Below are 15,095 nucleotides of genomic sequence, written 5' to 3' on the forward strand. Positions count from 1 at the left end.
CTCAAAGGGAACTTCTACAAATGGCACCTCTGTTCTGGAAAACCTTCGGTGGGATTACAGCGGCGTACTACTTCCGTAACCTGTTCTTTGCGCTCATTCCCGTGCTGGCGTACTTCGCGTTGCGCGACAACGTGCAGGAACCGCCTTTGCTCTGGACGTACGCCTTCGTCACGGTCAACACTCTTCTCTACCCGTACGCCAGATTCCTCTACGAGTCCATCGTGGACTTCGTCTTGGGCAGGAGCGTGTTCTACATGAATGCCGGCGTGCTGCTGTTCTTCAAACTCCTCACGATGTATCTCTGCTGGTTCGGCGCGATGCTCATTGCGCCGATTAGCCTGCTTTACATCTACATCATTCACTCCAGGCGCGGATGAGTCAACAACGGGGCTGCGCGCCGGCAAGACAGTGCCACGGCACTCGCCGAATTCGCTACGGCGTGCACTCCGGCGCTCGCAATAGCGACGCAAAATGACGCAATCGCCGTCCACATTTAACCGCGGCGCTGATCGATCATGCAGTGGGCAGCTTGTAGTCGCGATAAGTCTCGCGCAGCCTGGTCTTCAACAGCTTGCCAGTGGCCGTATGCGGAAGCGCGTCAACGAACAGCACTTCGTCGGGCAGCCACCACTTGGCGACCCGGTTGCTCAGGTAGTCCAGCACCTCGGCCTTGGTGACTGTGGCGCCGGGGCGGCGCACCAGCAACAGCAGCGGGCGTTCCTGCCATTTCGGATGTGAAACGCCGATCACTGCGGCCTCGGCCACGCCGGGGTGCGACGCCGCCACGTTTTCGACGTCGATGGAAGAGATCCACTCGCCACCGGATTTGATGACGTCCTTGGCGCGGTCAACCAACTGTAAATAGCCGTCGGGGTCGATGGTGGCTACGTCGCCTGTCGGAAAATACCCCTGCGCATCCAGTACATCGCCACCCTCACCGCGAAAGTAGCCCGCCGCGATCCAGGGACCGCGCACGTGCAAGTGGCCGAAGGCCGCGCCATCCCATGGCAGCGCCTTGCTTTCGGCGTCCACGATCTTAAGTTCCACACCCCAGACGCCGCGACCTTGCTTCAGCTTGATCCTGACCAGATCCTCATCGCCCAGCGTGGCATGCTTGGGCAGCAGCTTGCTGACGACTCCGATCGGGCTGGTTTCGGTCATGCCCCAGCCCTGCATCACCTCGGCACCGAAGGTCTGCTCGAAGCGCTCCAGCATCGCGCGGGGTACTGCGGCACCACCGATGAGGATGCGCCGCACTCCCAACGTTTTTGGGTCGAGCTCGGGATGCTGGTCCAGGTAGTGAAACAGCATCATCCAGATGGTGGGAACCCCTAGCGAGAACGTCACCCGCTCGTCTCGCAGTAGCGCATAAACGCTCTCGCCGTCCATGTAAGGGCCGGGCAGCACCAGCTTGGCTCCGACCATTGCGGCCGCGTAGGGCGTACCCCAGGCGTTGGCATGGAACATCGGCACGATCAGCAGCAATGTCTCGGATGCACTGAGGCCGAAGGTGTCCGGCGCCAGCGCCATCAGGGAGTGCAGCACGGTCGAGCGATGCGTGTACATCACACCTTTGGGATTGCCGGTGGTGCCCGATGTGTAGCACAGCGACGAAGCACTGCGCTCGTCGAACTCCGGCCAAGCGTACTCGGTGGGCTGGGCGTCCAACAGTTCGTCGAAACACAGCAGGTTGGGCACCTGGATGTCCGGCATTTGTGCTCGGTCGGTCATCGCGATGAAAGCCCGCACCGACTTCATCGATGGCGCCAGTTGCTCCACCAGCTTGGCGAAGTTGATGTCGAAGAACAGCACCTGGTCCTCCGCGTGGTTGACGATGTAGTCGATCTGCTCGGGAAACAGCCTCGGATTCACCGTGTGCAGCACCGCGCCGCTGCCCGACACGCCGTAATACAGCGCCAGGTGGCGGTAAGAGTTCCACGCCAGCGTGCCGACGCGGTCACCCTGCTGGATGCCGAGCTGGTGCAGCGCGTTGGCCACTTGCCGCGAGCGCAGGCAGATGCCTTGCCATGTGGTGCGGTGCACCTGCCCCTCTGGCAGGCGCGAGACGATTTCGGTGTGGGGGTGGAAGGTGGCGGCGTGCTCGATCAGCGACGAGATCAACAGCGGCCGGTCCTGCATCAGTCCTTGCATAGGTTTTTCTCCAGGTTCAGCCACTGATCGCCGCGCCGATGGCTTCATACGACTTGCCATTGAAGCGCTGCAGGACTTTCTTGGCGATCGGGGAAAAGTCGTCGGCCGAGGTTTTCACCTCGATGCCGGGGTACAGCATGGGCGGGGCGAAGCTGAGGCTTGCGGCCTGCTTCATCACGTTCTCGCGCGTGAGGTTGTCGCCGACCCGGCGCAGCACCTGCACCATCGTGGCAGCCATGGAGTATCCCTTGCGCCCGTTGATGCCGCCAGCGGCATTGGCCTTGTCGAAGTACGCCGCCATGGCCTTGCCGAGGGTGCCGTAGGCCGAAGCCGGGCCGGAATACGGCATGAGGTTGCCCAGCCTGATCTCGGTGTCGGTCGCGCCCGGGTCGTCCTTCTTCTGGGCGCGCACGGAGAGTGGCGGCGCGCTTGCCAGCAGCAGGCCGGCACCGAGTCGGAGGGAACGGCGCAAGCTGGCGTCGATTGGTTGGGTCATGGCAGGTCTCCTGGTCTTTTTCATGGGGTTCGGACCAAACCATCGTAGGAAGATGGCTCTGTCGCAACATCGTCTGAAGTGACGAGATTGGTCTGACGTCAGCGCGACATCGCCGACATCAGCGGTTAGAACGCGCTGCGTTTTATGAAGCCTCGCACCCGGCGCAGCAGGCCCACCACGCCGCCGGGCATGACGTAAATCACGGCGATCAGTACCAGGCCGTACGTAGGAGCCCATCAGGTTTTCCGGCATGCCGACGATGAAGCCGCCCAGCACTGCGCCTCGCCCACAGGGCTGTCGATGCCGCCAACCAAGGCGCCTGCAAAGGCGTACAGCAGCACCCCGGTCATCGTGTGCGGATCGAGGAACACCGACGGGCGTCGCTGGCGGCACGGCCATAGGCCCCCACGCGGAGATTTTCCAGCGTTGTCAGCCCCATGAATGTGCCGCGGCCGTCGGGCACGTGGCCGACGCCGGCGCGAGACGATGCCCGCAACACCTGGCAACCTGAACGCGTTGCGCAGGAATCCGGCGTGGTGATGGCTGTGGCAGCCCACCAGAACGTTGTCACGCACCGTCATGCTGCGAAACAGCGCCAGGTTCTGGAAGGTGCGCCCGATCCCGATGCCAGCCATACGGTGTCGCGGCATGTGGGTAAAAACATGGCCATCGAACGCAATGTGGCCTGCATTGGAATCGTACAGGCGAGACAGGCAGTTGAACAACGTGCTCTTGCCGGCGCCGTTGGGGCCAATCAGCGCGCAGATTTCTCCGCGCCGCACCTCGAACGATACGCCATCCAGCGCGACGATGCCGCCAAACCGGACTGTCACGCCTTCGATGCGCAGCAGCGTATTTTCTCCATGATCCGTCCGGGCTCGGGGCATGGACTTTCCTTGGGGTTGCCAACCGGTGATTCTTCGTCGCCGGCGAGAGACTCCGCGTCGTCCGAAGGGACGAAATTGGGCGATCCAACCGTGCCGCTCCATCGCGGACAATGAACACGCGAATTGTCCGAACCGACGGCACGACACGAGCCCTTTGCGGCGAGCATTACGAATTTCCTATCCACGCCATGCACGCCATCCACGCCAACGAACCATCCAACGCCCGACCGTTGAACACCATTGGCGTGGACAGCAAGTTCAACCCGCCCACCCGCGTGGCTGGCCAAGTACTGCGTCCAGGCCTGTGCGATACCGTCTGGCGCGCCGCCGGCCAGCTGGTGTTGGTCAGCGCGCCGGCGGGATTCGGCAAGACCACGCTCATGATGCAGGCGCGAGCTCGCATGGAAGATGCCGGCGTTCCCACGGTGTGGCTGGCCTTGGACCGGGCGGACAATGACGTGTCTCGCTTCATGAGTTGCCTTGACGAAGCCGTGGCTCGCTTGGGGCTCACTGAGGCCGGAAGCGACGCCGTCAGTTCGCTCACTGGCGCGGATGCCTCGTTTGCGTTGTTTGTCGACGAGTGCGAAAGCGTGCACGAGGCCGCAGTGCTGGGCCTGGTGCGCGAGATTGCCGGACGCCTGCCCCGTGGCGGCCATCTGGTGATCGGCTCGCGCAGCTTGCCGCAACTGGGGTTGTCGCGCCTGAGGGTGCGCGGCCTGTTGGTGGAAATCGACGAGGCGCGGCTGCGCTTCGGCCTGGAGGACACGCAGACCTTATTTGAGCAGCGGCTGAAGCCCCGTACCCTTTCCGCCGACCAGCTGTTCCGGCTGGACCAGAAGACCGAGGGCTGGGTGGCCGCGCTGTGGCTTGTCTCCTTGGCGCTTGAGCGTGCCGCCGACGCGGACGAGTTCATCGAGCGGTTCTCAGGGTCGGACCGCGGGGTAGCTGATTACCTGGCAGAGGAGGTGCTGGCGCACCAGCCCTCACACATCAGCAGCTTCCTTTTGCGAACCAGTGTGTTGCGGCAACTGGACGCCTCGGTCTGTGCCGCGCTCAATCCGCGTGTCGACTCCACCGCGATCCTGGAGCAGCTGGATGCCGACCACCTGTTCCTGACCCAAGTGTCCGGGGTGCAGCCGACCTGGCGCTATCACAGCCTGTTCGCCAACTACCTGCGCAAGCGGCTGGAACGCGAGCAACCCGCCGAGGTGGCGCGGCTGCACCTGGGTGCTTCAGCCTGGTACGAATCGCAGGGCCGACCCGTTCCCGCCATCGACCACGCCATCGAGGGGGGTGACTTCCCCCACGCCATGCACTTGCTGCAAGGCCAGGCCGAGCACTTCCTCGCCGCGGGCCGCATGCGCCTGCTCTCGCGCTGGTTTGCCTGCTTGCCGGCGGAGCAACTGCGCCAGCGGCCGCGGCTGGCGATGATCGCCATGTGGGCAACGGGCTTCACACGCGGCCCGTGGGAGGCAATGGAGATGCTGGAGCGCTCCGGCCTGGGAGAGAGCGAAGATACCTTCCTTCGCGCCCATGGCAACGGCATGCGCCCCATGCTGCTGGCCATGCAGGACCGCAACGAGCAGGCACTGGAGGTCGGACGCGAGGCGCTCAAGCGACTGCCGACGGGCCATGAATTCCCAGACACGACGCTGCTCAATGTCATGGCCCACCTCACCGCTATCGCCGGGCAGCCACGCGAAGCGCAGCAGCTGCTGGACGCGGCTCGCCGGCAGCACAGCGGTAGCGGCGCTTTCAACCGCATGTACAGCGAATCCACCGAAGGGCTGCTGGACCTGTTGCAGGGGCGGTTGCGCCTCGCGACGGCACGCTTCCGGTTGGCCGTGGATGCAACACATGCGGTGAACTTTCACCACACGCACGGCAATGCCTGGGCCGGTGTGTTCTACGCCAGCGTGGTCTACGAGGCCAATCAGATCGACCAGGCCGATCATCTGCTGAACGTCTACCTGCCGCTCGCGCGTGATGTGGGACTGCCCGACCACATGATCGAGTGCCACGCGGTGCGCTCCCGGATAGCGTTCATCAATGGCGACGTGGACGCCGCATTGCTGACGTTGGCCGAATTGGAGTCACTGGGCAGCCAGCGCAAGCTGCCGCGCGTAACGGCGGCGGCCATTGGAACGGGCGCGGCTGCTGATCCTGCAGGGCAATGGCCCGGCCGCGCACGACGAACTCGTGCGCGCGGCCGATCCGACACTGTGGGCGCGAGAGCAGAGGCAACGGCTGGTCTCCCACGACATCCAGTACATGGCGCTGGCCCGGCTGCGGTGGGACATCGCTTTTGGCGACACCGCCGGCTGCCTGGCTCGGCTGGACGCCGAGATCCAGCACGCCAACGCCTCAGGCCGGCAGCGTCGCCTGCTGGTGTTGCGCCTGCTTCGCGCGTTGGCCTTGCAGCGCACCGGCGACGTCCCGGCCGCATTGGCTTTGATGGCCGCGGCCATGCAGTTCACCGCGCAGGAGGGCTTCATGCGGCTGGTGCTGGACGAAGGGCCTGCCATGGGCGCGCTCGTGCAACGCTTCCAGGCCGTGCACGAGAGCGCAGCCGCCCGCGACCCGCTGCTGAGCGATTACCTGCAGCGCCTGCTGCAAGCGTTCGGTCCGTTGCCCTCGGAGGCGGAGTCATTGACCGAACGCCCCCGGGGCGCATTGGACCCGTTGACGCGCAAGGAACTGGTTGCGCTGCAATTACTGGTCGAGGGTTACTCCAACAATGCCATGGCCGAAAGACTTTTCGTGTCAAAAAGCACTGTGCGGACCCACCTGCGCAGCATCAACATGAAGCTGGGCGCGCATAGCCGCACGCAGGCCGTTGCGATCGCACGCAAGCTGGGGTTGATTACCTGAGCAGCGGGCTGGCTGGTGTCGGCGGCTCGCTCCGTGTTCGGCGGCCCGAGGGCGTTCAACCTTTTGCGCGAGTCAACCTTAACATCCTGCCGCCGGCTTCTCGCTGTTCACCCGAGTGCAAATCGCCCCCTGCACCGCCTGAAGATAGACCCCGTTCTCCCGATACATGAAGCTGAAGATTCCGCTCAGCTGCTCCTGTAGTACAGCCACCGGCTGATACTCCTGCCGGGCGCCCGCCTGCGGCAGTTCCGCAGCGAGCGGGCGCAAGGTTTCTGCGACCTGCTGAATGCGCACTTCCAGCACGGGATGCGTTGCAGCCCGTCCGGGATAGTTGATGACGCCCGACTTCTTCGTCAGCACGTCACAGACAAATCGCTTGGCATTCGCCTGAACCGACTTCGCCGGCGTTGGGAACTCCGTAGCCAGGAAGCTCTTGTGCGGCTTGGATTGGCTGATGAACTCGCGCTCCAGACTGGTCTTGCGCCAAGTGTTCGCGGCCAGGTTCAGTTGATCTGCTCCCCAAAGGACGGACCCGCGAGCGGAGAACATCGGTTCGCGATAGGGTGGTTCGGGTAGCAACCTGGCAAGTACCTGCACCGCAAGTCGATCGGCGTCTTCCTCGGCCTTCGTCATACCAGGCTCGCAGGACTCGCGCAGCAACATTAGCTTTCCGGCCTGCGGCAGCGCGAGGTCAATAGGCTCCACACGCCCAGCATATTCACCCGGGCGCCGCTGCAGGATGTGCCCCAGCTCGTGAGCTAATAAGTAGAGCAGCGCGGGATTGGACAACCCGGGTCGGCTACCCTGCTTGCCGAACATCTGCACCGCCGCGCTGGAGCAACGCACTTCAAGCCCGCGGGCGCTAGCGACGCACCCGCCGCGAACGGAGACAGTGTCGAGTTCCTCCCCGCGGATCAGCGCCGGCTCTTTGGCGACACAGCCGTCCTTGCCGACCGTGCTGCCGGATGCGTCTGTCACAACGTAGACAGCCAACGACCGCATCCCGCTCGGGCGGGCCGGATTCGCCGCGACATCGTCAATCGGAAGCGGCTTGCCGAGCGCCTCATATGCCTTCAAGGCCAAGCGAATCGTCGCCGCGGCGACCTTCCCACCCTCCGCGTCCATGCGACAAGTGGGCGGCGCCTGCGCATAGGCGATTCCGCCGGCGGTTGCCAAAACAAGAGCCAAAGCTGCGCGCAGCGGCGCTCCCATGATCACAGGCCCCGACGGTCCACGAGGACTTCGAAAGCGACGTGCTGACCGTTGATCTCTTTGAGCAAGGGCCAGCGGCGGAAGGCGTCGTCGACGAGTTCCTGCGACGCTTCGCGCGCCAACTGCGCTGCGATCTGATAGCGGCTGCGGTTCTGGAGGTGCGCAACCCTGACTTTGCCGCTGGTGGTGGTTTCCTTGTCCTTGGCCATATCCTCGTGGGACGCGACGCCCTTTGCGCAATGTTGCGGGAGGCCCCAGACGACGAAGCCGGACACCAGCCCGTTGCCGACAAGCTCCTTGATCCGATCCTTGCCGGACCGCTTCCATGGCATCACAACCTCGATGTCAGTGGATTTCTTCGCTGCGCCGACGCTCATTTCAACGTAGTTCGTGTGCGCGTAGAAGTCCTGCACGCCGTGAAGCGCCTGGCCCAGGGCGAAGAAGGCCTTGACGACCCGGGCCTCGGCCGCGGCGCCATCCCCTTTTTCCTTAGCGGCCTTGGCAGCAATCACGTGGCCGTCTATCTCGGCCAGGAGGCTGTCGACGTATGAGGTAGCGCCGTCGAAGTCGCAGTTGTCGTAGTGAGCCTTCGACTCGAACTGGTGGGCGCTGTCCTGCCAGTAAAGCGCTTTGCGCAGCTCCCCGATGTACTTGTTCGACAGGAGGCCGTCCATCACCTGCTTGTGCGTACTGGTATCGAAGGGCTTGTCACAGTCGCCGCAAACGATCACGCTCTTGACCTCACGCAGGCTTGGTACGGTTTCGGGGGGCCTTGGCGGTTTGGGTGGCCCCGCCTGCTGGGCGGATGTAAGCGAAGATACCGACAAGGCGAGGCAGGCAGCCCCGTATCGCAGCTTCCTCATGGAGGGTCCCTTCCAATTGTTGTTGCGGCAAGTATGTATTGCACCGAGCATTGATGTCCAGCAGGTCAATGGGAGATTCGTCGGATGGCAGTCACAAAGATTTGGGCAAAGACTTGGGTCGCCATAGCCTGCCTTGCTGCCGGCGTCAGTGCTGCCGATCCAGTCACCGAGCGCGGCTTTGCACATAGCGCGGAGGGGCAAGACCTGGCTCAACACGCGATAGCACGCGTCAACAGACTGCTGACAGACCAAGGCCCAAGGCTTCGTCCTGCCTGGGTCGATGTGGTGGGAGCGCCGTCTGACGCAGTCCCCGTCTTTCTCGTCGAGGGTGCGCCTGGAGCCCTCTTGACGCCAGCGGCTGTGCCGAGCGGCTGCAAATGCGTGTTCGTGACCCCGTCGGTCCTGCGCGACTGGGTCCGCCGCAATTCGGCCGGACAGGGAAGGATGGAACTGGACGCCTCCCACTTCCTCGTGTTCGTCCTTCTGCACGAAGTCGGGCACCTGAGGAGCGGCACGACGGGGGCGATTTATCGCGACGGCGCGATGTCGCAGCTGAATGTCGAACCCAGCAGGGCTAAGGCCGCGGAAGAGGACGCAGACGAGTTCGCAGCAGACGTGCTGGCGCGCCGGGCAAGGCAGCCGATCGCAAACGACGACTCGATCTCGGCTAACTGGGTTCTGATCGAGTTGACCAAGCTGAGTTGGAACATGCAGGCCTTCCGCACGCTCGACGAATTCGGCGCTTTCTCGGTGGGCAAGCCGTCCGTATTCTTCGACGATGGGTATTCACACCCCAATCTCGCTTGGCGCATCCTTCGGGTGAACGACCGAATCCACGGCTCCCGAGATACCCGGGACCTGCTGGAGGCCTTTGAGGAGGCCAGGCGACGGGGGGCAGATCCCCAGCCGTTGTATCGGAAGAACTAGCCCGGATAATTCACGGTAGTTTGTAGAAACGAGATCGGCATTGCCCCTTGTATGCCCGTTATCGAGGTGTCGAATCTTGATAGGCGAGCGAGACAATGCCGAATCCAAACTGTACTGCACAGGGCGAGCTCGATCTTGGGGGTACTTGACTGCGGTCGGCTTGGCCGGCGGGTAGTCGAGGCGCGTTTCGATGGCGGCAGCTGCCGCCGACCACCGTGAAATATCCGGGCAAGTCTCGGGTGGTCAGAGTTAGACCTCGGCCCGCTCGACGTTGGCGGACCACTGGCGTCGCTCCCGTTCGGGCCGCTTGCAGCGATCAACTTCCTCAAGATCTAGCGCTCTCACGGACCTCCTCCATCAGATCTCGTCGCAGGATGACGGACGCGCACAGCGTGGCCCCCACGAGCGCTCCGATGACACCATCCGTGGCCACGTCCTGTCCGGTCAGAAAGAGACCGCGGATCGTCGTGGCCGGGCGCAGCCAGTCCTGCTCGAACCGCTGCGGCGACGACTCGACGCCCATGAACCCGCCCCGCTCCCGCTTGGCAAAGGTCTCGTAGCTCAGCGGCGTCGAAACCTCGACGTGATCGATGTACTGCGCTGCCGCGGGCACATGCCGGAACAGCTCGGACAGCAGGCGCTGCCGGATCTGGTCCTTGCGCGCCAGGTAGTCGTCGCCACGCTTCATCCACGGCGTGCCGGCCCAGCGTGCGAAGTGCCGGTAGTCGGTGTAGGCGTACATCTCGACCGTGGCGCGCCCTGGAAAGTCGCGCTCCCACAGCGGGTCCTTGGTCGACGGAAAGGTGATGAAGTGCCAAGGGAACGGTGCGTCGAAATCTTGCCGGTGCGCCGCGAGATTGGCTTCGAAATCCGAGCCCGGGTGCGACCAGATGTTGGCCGGCGTGAACCCAAGCGCGGCGTGGTCGGCCTTGAAGCCGATGTTGAGGCCGACGACCGCGTAGGTGTCCTTCACGCCCGCCAGCTGCGCCTTCGCGGCTTGTACGCCGGGGCTGTCGCCGTTCAGCAGGCGCCCGAAGGTGTTCTGCACTCCGGCATTGCTCACCACCCGGCGACAGCGCACCACCTCGCCCGAGGCCAGGCGCACGCCCTGGACCACGTCGTCGTCCACCAGCACCTCAGCCACCTCGGCGCTGTGCAGCACGCGGCCGCCCGCCGCTACGATGATGGGCACCATCGCGTGCGCGAAGGCAGGTCCGCCGCCTTCCGGATAACTGGCTCCGTGCAGGTAGTGCTTGGCGAGCATGCAGTGCATCGCAAACGAGCTCTTGCTCGGCTCCAGGCTGTAGTCGCCCCAGTTGGCGCACAGCACGGCGAGCAGTTCTTCGTTGTCGGTCAGGCTACCCAAGGCCTCTTGCGTGGTCTGGCGCGCAAAGCGTTTGAAGTCCTGTCCGTGCAGCTGCATCAGCGCCTTGCCAGCCTCGGCCGGTAGCGCCTTGGCGCCGAAGTAGGGCCCCGACGATTTCGAGACGCTGCTGATCAGGGACAGGTAGGTCTGGATGGCGTCGGCCTCGTCCGGGAAGTGGCTCGTCAGGAAGTCGGCATACGCCTGCGGGCCGGCCGGCACGTCGTAGGCGCGGCCACCGATCACCATGCGGTTGTAGATGCCGGGCATCGGTGTCCATCGCAAGCTGCCACCTGTGGCCTTGTCGAACAGCTTGCGCCCCACACCCTTCGGGTTACCGACTTCGCCGATGTAGTGCATGCCCACGGTCCAGCGATAGCCGTCGCGGCTGTAGGCCTGGGTCATGCCGCCGACGATGTTGTTCTGCTCAAGCAGCAGCACCTTCTGCCCGTCTTGCGCGAGGAAGGACGCCAGGGCCAGTCCGCCCATGCCCGACCCGATCACCACAGTGTCGAAGTCGCCCTGAATGCCTTCGTGCTTTCGGTAGGGCGTGCCGGTGGTGGTTGTACTCATGTTCGATCTTTCAGGTTGGGGAGGGGTGGTCTGCTGCGGCCAGCGCACGCAGCGCGACCTTGTCGAGCTTGCCAACCGCGGTCATCGGCAGCTGTTGGAGGATGGTCAGGTGCACCGGTGTGGCCACCGGATCGTCGAGCCGCTGCCGGCAGTTGGCCAGCAGTTGCGCCGCGTCAGGGGTGGCACCGGGCTTCAGGCACACGAAGGCGACCGGCACCTCGCCGGCGCGGCTGTCGGGCCGCGCCACCACCGCTGCAAGGGCCACGGCTGGATCGGCATGCAAGGCCTCTTCGATGCCCTGCGGGTCGATGCTGTGGCCGCTGCGCTTGATCAGGTCTTTCGCGCGGCCGGAGATCCAGAAGTAGCCCTCCAGATCGCAGTGGCCCAGGTCGCCTGTGTTCAGCCACCCCGGGGCGGCGAAGGCGGCGGCGGTCTGCGCCGGGTCGGCATACCCGGCAAACACGTTCGGACCCTGGATCAGCAGGCTGCCCGTTTCGCCAGTCGCACAGTCGGAAAGCCACCGGCCGTCTTCGTCCAGTAGCGCGACCTTCATGGCCTGGTAGGGCAGGCGCAACCCGATCGAGCCGATGCGGTGCTGCCCGCGCAGCGGACTGAGCGTCGACAGACAGGTGCCTTCGGTCAGGCCGTAACCTTCGAGGATGACGAGGCCCGTGCGAGCCTGGACATCCTGCGCCACCTGCCGCGCCAGCGGTGCCGAGCCGCTGAAGGCCACGCGCAGACTGCCCAGCTGGGCGCTGGCGACGTCCACCTGCAGCAGGCCCGCATACACGGTTGGTACCGCGCTGAAGCAGGTGGCGCCGAAGCGCTCGACGATGCGCCAGAAACCCTGCATGACAGCGGTGTGCCGAAAGCCCTGCGGCCCCAGCAGCACCAGGTGCCCACCCTGACTGAGCGGGCCCATGCTGAGTGGAATCACCGCATGAACGTGGAATAGCGGCAGGCCGATCAGCACCACGTCGCGCGGGCCGAAATCGACCAGTTCACCCATGCACCAGGCCAGGTAGACCTGGTTGCGCTGGGTATGGGTGGCGAGCTTGGGCGCACCGGTGGTGCCACCGGTGTGAAAACGGGCCGTCGGCGCCTGCGGCTCCTGCGGGGGCACGAAATCGAGCCGGTCGCCGCGCCGGGCGGCGCAGGCCAGATCGAAGTCGTGCACGTCCACGCCCGCAGGCATGCCGGGCCCGCCACCACCCACGGCCAGCACATGGCGCACGGCCGGGGCCTGCGCGACCGCGGCACAGGCACGCTGCCATAGTGCCGGGTTGCGCCCCGGGCCTTCGGTAACGAGCACGGCGCATTGGCCCGCCAGCAGAATGCCCGCCATCGCGGCGGCTCCCAGGGTAGGACTGATCGGGCAGGCCACCGCCGCTGCCTGGCTGCCGAACAGCGCGAAGTAGGTCTGCGGCAGGTTGGGCAGCAGCACGGCCACGCCGTCCTCACGCTCGACGCCGTGCGCATGCAGCAAGTTGCCGAACTGGCGGCACTGCACGAGCAGTTGGGCATGGGTCCAGGTCTCGGCGGGCTCGTGCGGATCGCCGTTCGGCAGGAAGCTGAGGGCAGGTCGGTCCGCATGACGTTCGCCGGCGGACTCGAGCATGTTCCAGACGCCGCCTCGCGGCAGTCTGTGCTCCAGGGGTGCCGCGCATTCGAAGGCCTCGACGTCGGCGAGCGTCGCCACCCCGCGGTGCCCCAGGTTGGATGGCGGCATCACAGCGGCGCTCCCTTCACGGGTTCCAGAACGCCGCGGATGCCCACCGCCCGCCCCGCAGGGTCGAACAGCACACCTGGGTTCATCACGCCGTGCGGGTCGAGCACGGACTTCGCGCCGGCGAAGGCCTGGCGCATCAACGGCGGCACCTCGATCTCATAGGCATTGCGGTGGTCGCGGCCCACCGCGTGGTGGTGCGTGCTGGTTCCGCCGTGGCGCACCACGGCTTCGTTGCACGCCAGCTTGATGTCGCGCCAGCGCGCGAGGGCGCTGGCGATGTCGCCGCTGCTGCTGCCGCGTGCCAAGAAGGTGAAGTAGGGCGCCGGACCGTCCGGATAGACATGCGTGAAGCGGCACGACAGCGCGCTGGCGTGGCCGGTGATGCGCTCGATGGCGGACTCGACGTCGCGCCGCACGCCGTCGTAGAAGGACTCGAACCGGTCCCAGGTGATAGCGCTCTCGAAGGTGTCGAAGATCGCTCCCAGGCGCGTGGTCTCGTCGCGCCAGTAGGGCATTCGGATGAAGGCGTTGCGCCAGTCGCCGGCGGCGCCGCTGCGGTGGGCCGCGGGCTGCTCACCCGCAGGCCGCATCGACTCGGCCACGGCTTGCGGGTCCCACCGGCCGCCATGGTCGGCCACCAGTTCCAGTGAGCGACTCATCCAGGCCGCAAGCGGATGGTCTGCCGATTCGAAGCCCAGCACCAGCGTCGGACTGCGGCGGTCGCCGACACCGGCGAACGCCACCTCCCGCGCGTCGAGCAGGCGGCAGTTGCTGGGCTGCAATCCCGATTGCGAGAGCGCGCGCACGCAGGCAGCGGCACCGATCACGTCGTCGAACGCCACCGACGCGGAGGCGCGGAACGTGGGCCGGCTCTGCAGCCGCATCCAGGCCTGGGTGATGACGCCCATCGTGCCTTCGGAGCCGATGATCAACCGGTCGGGCGCAGGCCCGGCGCCCGAGCCCGGCAGGCGCCGCGTCTCCACGACGCCAGCGGGGGTCACCGTGCGCGTGCTCTCGACGAAGTCGTCGATGTGGGTGTACTGCATGGCGTAGTGGCCACCGGCGCGGGTGGCGATCCAGCCGCCCAGCGTGCTGAACTCGAAGCTTTGCGGAAAGTGCCGGAGCGTCAGGCCGTGCGGTCGCAGCTTCGCTTCGAGGTCAGGCCCGAGCACGCCCGCCTGGACCAGCGCGGCCCGGCTGGTGGTGTCCACCTCCAGCACCTGGTCGAAACGCTCGAGGTCGAGCGACAAGGTGGCGGCGTACCCGTCGCCGACTGCCGCTTCCACGCCGCCCACCACGCTGGTGCCGCCGCCAAAAGGAACCACGGCCACGTTGCTGCGGCTGGCCCAATCGAGCACGTCGGTGATGTCGGCCTCGGTGCGCGGAAACGCGACCCAGTCGGGCGCGTGGGGCACATGGCGCATCCACATGCGGGCGACGTCGGCGAAGCCCTTGCCATAGCAGTGCGTGATGCGGTCGTAGGCGGTGGAGGACACCAGCGCCGACAGCGACTCGGGTAGCCTGCCGCGCGACGGGGTCAGCGCATAGTCGGCCAACTGCGGCTCGGGCAACGCGGGGCCCACCGGCCCCAGCGGCGCGAGCAGCCTGTGCACGCCGCGGAGTTCGTCCTCGGTGAGCCCGTCGCGCAGGTAGCCCCAGCCCCAGAAGCGTCGGGCGGGTTTGCCGGAGAGGGTCGAAGCACTCACGGAGCCATCTCGCTGATCAGGATGGCAGGCGCGATGTCGGTGTAGTTCGCGAGGTCGCCCATGATCTCGCGGCCGTGGGCCTTCATGCCGTTCTGGAAGCCCGCCATGTCCGTGAAGATGAGATGCGCCGCAGCCACCACCGCAGGCTTGCCGCCGGCGCCGTCGGCCAGTGCCTTGTCCATCTCGACGCGCTGCAGGCCGTGCTCGGCCAAGCGGTCCAGCAGCAATTGGCGGTGCTGTGCCTGGTAGTAGGCGTGATCGAAGCGTTTGCCTTCGGCGTTTGGATAACTCACGGTGATGCGGATCAAGCTGTGTCT

The 15,095-nt window shown here is 65.4% G+C and carries 12 protein-coding genes and 1 pseudogene; 4 read left to right on the forward strand and 9 right to left on the reverse strand.

Going from position 1 to position 15,095, the window contains the following annotated elements:
* The first annotated feature begins 20 nt into the window (after window positions 1-20).
* A complete protein-coding gene (locus EEB15_RS16290) occupies window positions 21-377 on the forward strand; it encodes a hypothetical protein (protein WP_141510930.1) in 357 nt (118 codons plus the stop codon).
* Window positions 378-513: 136 nt separating this feature from the next.
* Here EEB15_RS16290 and EEB15_RS16295 read toward each other — a convergent pair whose 3' ends face one another.
* From EEB15_RS16295 to EEB15_RS34240, 3 genes are all read right to left on the reverse strand, one after another.
* The gene (locus EEB15_RS16295) at window positions 514-2,151 is read right to left on the reverse strand and encodes a 3-(methylthio)propionyl-CoA ligase (protein ID WP_141510931.1); all 1,638 of its coding nucleotides are present in this window, start codon (window positions 2,149-2,151) and stop codon (window positions 514-516) included.
* Between the two features lie 16 nt (window positions 2,152-2,167).
* On the reverse strand, window positions 2,168-2,647 hold the full coding sequence (locus EEB15_RS16300; protein ID WP_141510932.1) for a hypothetical protein: 480 nt from the start codon (window positions 2,645-2,647) through the stop codon (window positions 2,168-2,170).
* A 236-nt stretch (window positions 2,648-2,883) separates the two neighbouring features.
* Complete coding sequence (locus EEB15_RS34240; RefSeq protein WP_233259511.1) at window positions 2,884-3,534, reverse strand: ATP-binding cassette domain-containing protein; 651 nt, start codon at window positions 3,532-3,534, stop codon at window positions 2,884-2,886.
* 1,565 nt (window positions 3,535-5,099) lie between these two features.
* Between EEB15_RS34240 and EEB15_RS34615 the strand changes: the two are divergent.
* Window positions 5,100-5,591: pseudogene (locus EEB15_RS34615) on the forward strand (helix-turn-helix transcriptional regulator); the annotation flags it as partial.
* A gap of 142 nt (window positions 5,592-5,733) precedes the next feature.
* Window positions 5,734-6,405: a LuxR C-terminal-related transcriptional regulator gene (locus EEB15_RS34620; protein ID WP_370283660.1), complete on the forward strand. Its 672-nt coding sequence runs from the start codon at window positions 5,734-5,736 to the stop codon at window positions 6,403-6,405.
* 78 nt (window positions 6,406-6,483) lie between these two features.
* Here the strand turns inward: EEB15_RS34620 and EEB15_RS16320 are convergent, their stop codons facing one another.
* Entirely contained in the window at window positions 6,484-7,617 is a 1,134-nt protein-coding gene (locus EEB15_RS16320) for a hypothetical protein (RefSeq protein ID WP_141510933.1), read from the reverse strand.
* A gap of 2 nt (window positions 7,618-7,619) precedes the next feature.
* Entirely contained in the window at window positions 7,620-8,480 is an 861-nt protein-coding gene (locus EEB15_RS16325) for an HET-C-related protein (RefSeq protein ID WP_158290129.1), read from the reverse strand.
* Window positions 8,481-8,924: 444 nt separating this feature from the next.
* Between EEB15_RS16325 and EEB15_RS16330 the strand changes: the two genes are divergently transcribed.
* Window positions 8,925-9,407: a hypothetical protein gene (locus EEB15_RS16330; protein WP_158290130.1), complete on the forward strand. Its 483-nt coding sequence runs from the start codon at window positions 8,925-8,927 to the stop codon at window positions 9,405-9,407.
* 325 nt (window positions 9,408-9,732) lie between these two features.
* Here the strand turns inward: EEB15_RS16330 and EEB15_RS16340 are convergent, their stop codons facing one another.
* From EEB15_RS16340 to EEB15_RS33700, 4 genes are read right to left on the reverse strand one after another with little or no spacing between them, the layout of a single operon-like run.
* Window positions 9,733-11,343 carry an NAD(P)/FAD-dependent oxidoreductase gene (locus EEB15_RS16340; protein ID WP_141510936.1) on the reverse strand — a complete coding sequence of 537 codons (1,611 nt, stop codon included), beginning with the start codon at window positions 11,341-11,343 and terminating at the stop codon, window positions 9,733-9,735.
* 10 nt (window positions 11,344-11,353) lie between these two features.
* Entirely contained in the window at window positions 11,354-13,072 is a 1,719-nt protein-coding gene (locus tag EEB15_RS16345) for an acyl-CoA synthetase (RefSeq protein ID WP_158290131.1), read from the reverse strand.
* A complete protein-coding gene (locus EEB15_RS16350) occupies window positions 13,072-14,778 on the reverse strand; it encodes an FAD-binding oxidoreductase (RefSeq protein WP_141510938.1) in 1,707 nt (568 codons plus the stop codon). The genes EEB15_RS16345 and EEB15_RS16350 overlap by 1 nt, the downstream gene beginning before the upstream one ends.
* Window positions 14,775-15,086 (reverse strand): EthD family reductase, encoded by a 312-nt coding sequence (locus EEB15_RS33700; protein WP_158290132.1) that lies wholly within the window; start codon window positions 15,084-15,086, stop codon window positions 14,775-14,777. Before EEB15_RS33700 ends, EEB15_RS16350 begins: the two co-directional genes overlap by 4 nt.
* Window positions 15,087-15,095: the final 9 nt, after the last annotated feature.

Source organism: Ramlibacter sp. WS9 (assembly GCF_003797765.1).
Classification (GTDB): domain Bacteria; phylum Pseudomonadota; class Gammaproteobacteria; order Burkholderiales; family Burkholderiaceae_C; genus Ramlibacter.

What these genes read in the sequence shown, in the direction of transcription:
- EEB15_RS16300 (WP_141510932.1), bottom strand. Translation starts at nt 2,647, where the DNA reads ATGACCCAACCAATCGACGCCAGCTTGCGCCGTTCCCTCCGACTCGGT.
- EEB15_RS16290 (WP_141510930.1), top strand. Translation starts at nt 21, where the DNA reads ATGGCACCTCTGTTCTGGAAAACCTTCGGTGGGATTACAGCGGCGTAC.
- EEB15_RS16340 (WP_141510936.1), bottom strand. Translation starts at nt 11,343, where the DNA reads ATGAGTACAACCACCACCGGCACGCCCTACCGAAAGCACGAAGGCATT.
- EEB15_RS16325 (WP_158290129.1), bottom strand. Translation starts at nt 8,480, where the DNA reads ATGAGGAAGCTGCGATACGGGGCTGCCTGCCTCGCCTTGTCGGTATCT.
- EEB15_RS34240 (WP_233259511.1), bottom strand. Translation starts at nt 3,534, where the DNA reads ATGCCCCGAGCCCGGACGGATCATGGAGAAAATACGCTGCTGCGCATC.
- EEB15_RS16330 (WP_158290130.1), top strand. Translation starts at nt 8,925, where the DNA reads ATGGAACTGGACGCCTCCCACTTCCTCGTGTTCGTCCTTCTGCACGAA.
- EEB15_RS16345 (WP_158290131.1), bottom strand. Translation starts at nt 13,072, where the DNA reads ATGCCGCCATCCAACCTGGGGCACCGCGGGGTGGCGACGCTCGCCGAC.
- EEB15_RS16295 (WP_141510931.1), bottom strand. Translation starts at nt 2,151, where the DNA reads ATGCAAGGACTGATGCAGGACCGGCCGCTGTTGATCTCGTCGCTGATC.
- EEB15_RS16320 (WP_141510933.1), bottom strand. Translation starts at nt 7,617, where the DNA reads ATGGGAGCGCCGCTGCGCGCAGCTTTGGCTCTTGTTTTGGCAACCGCC.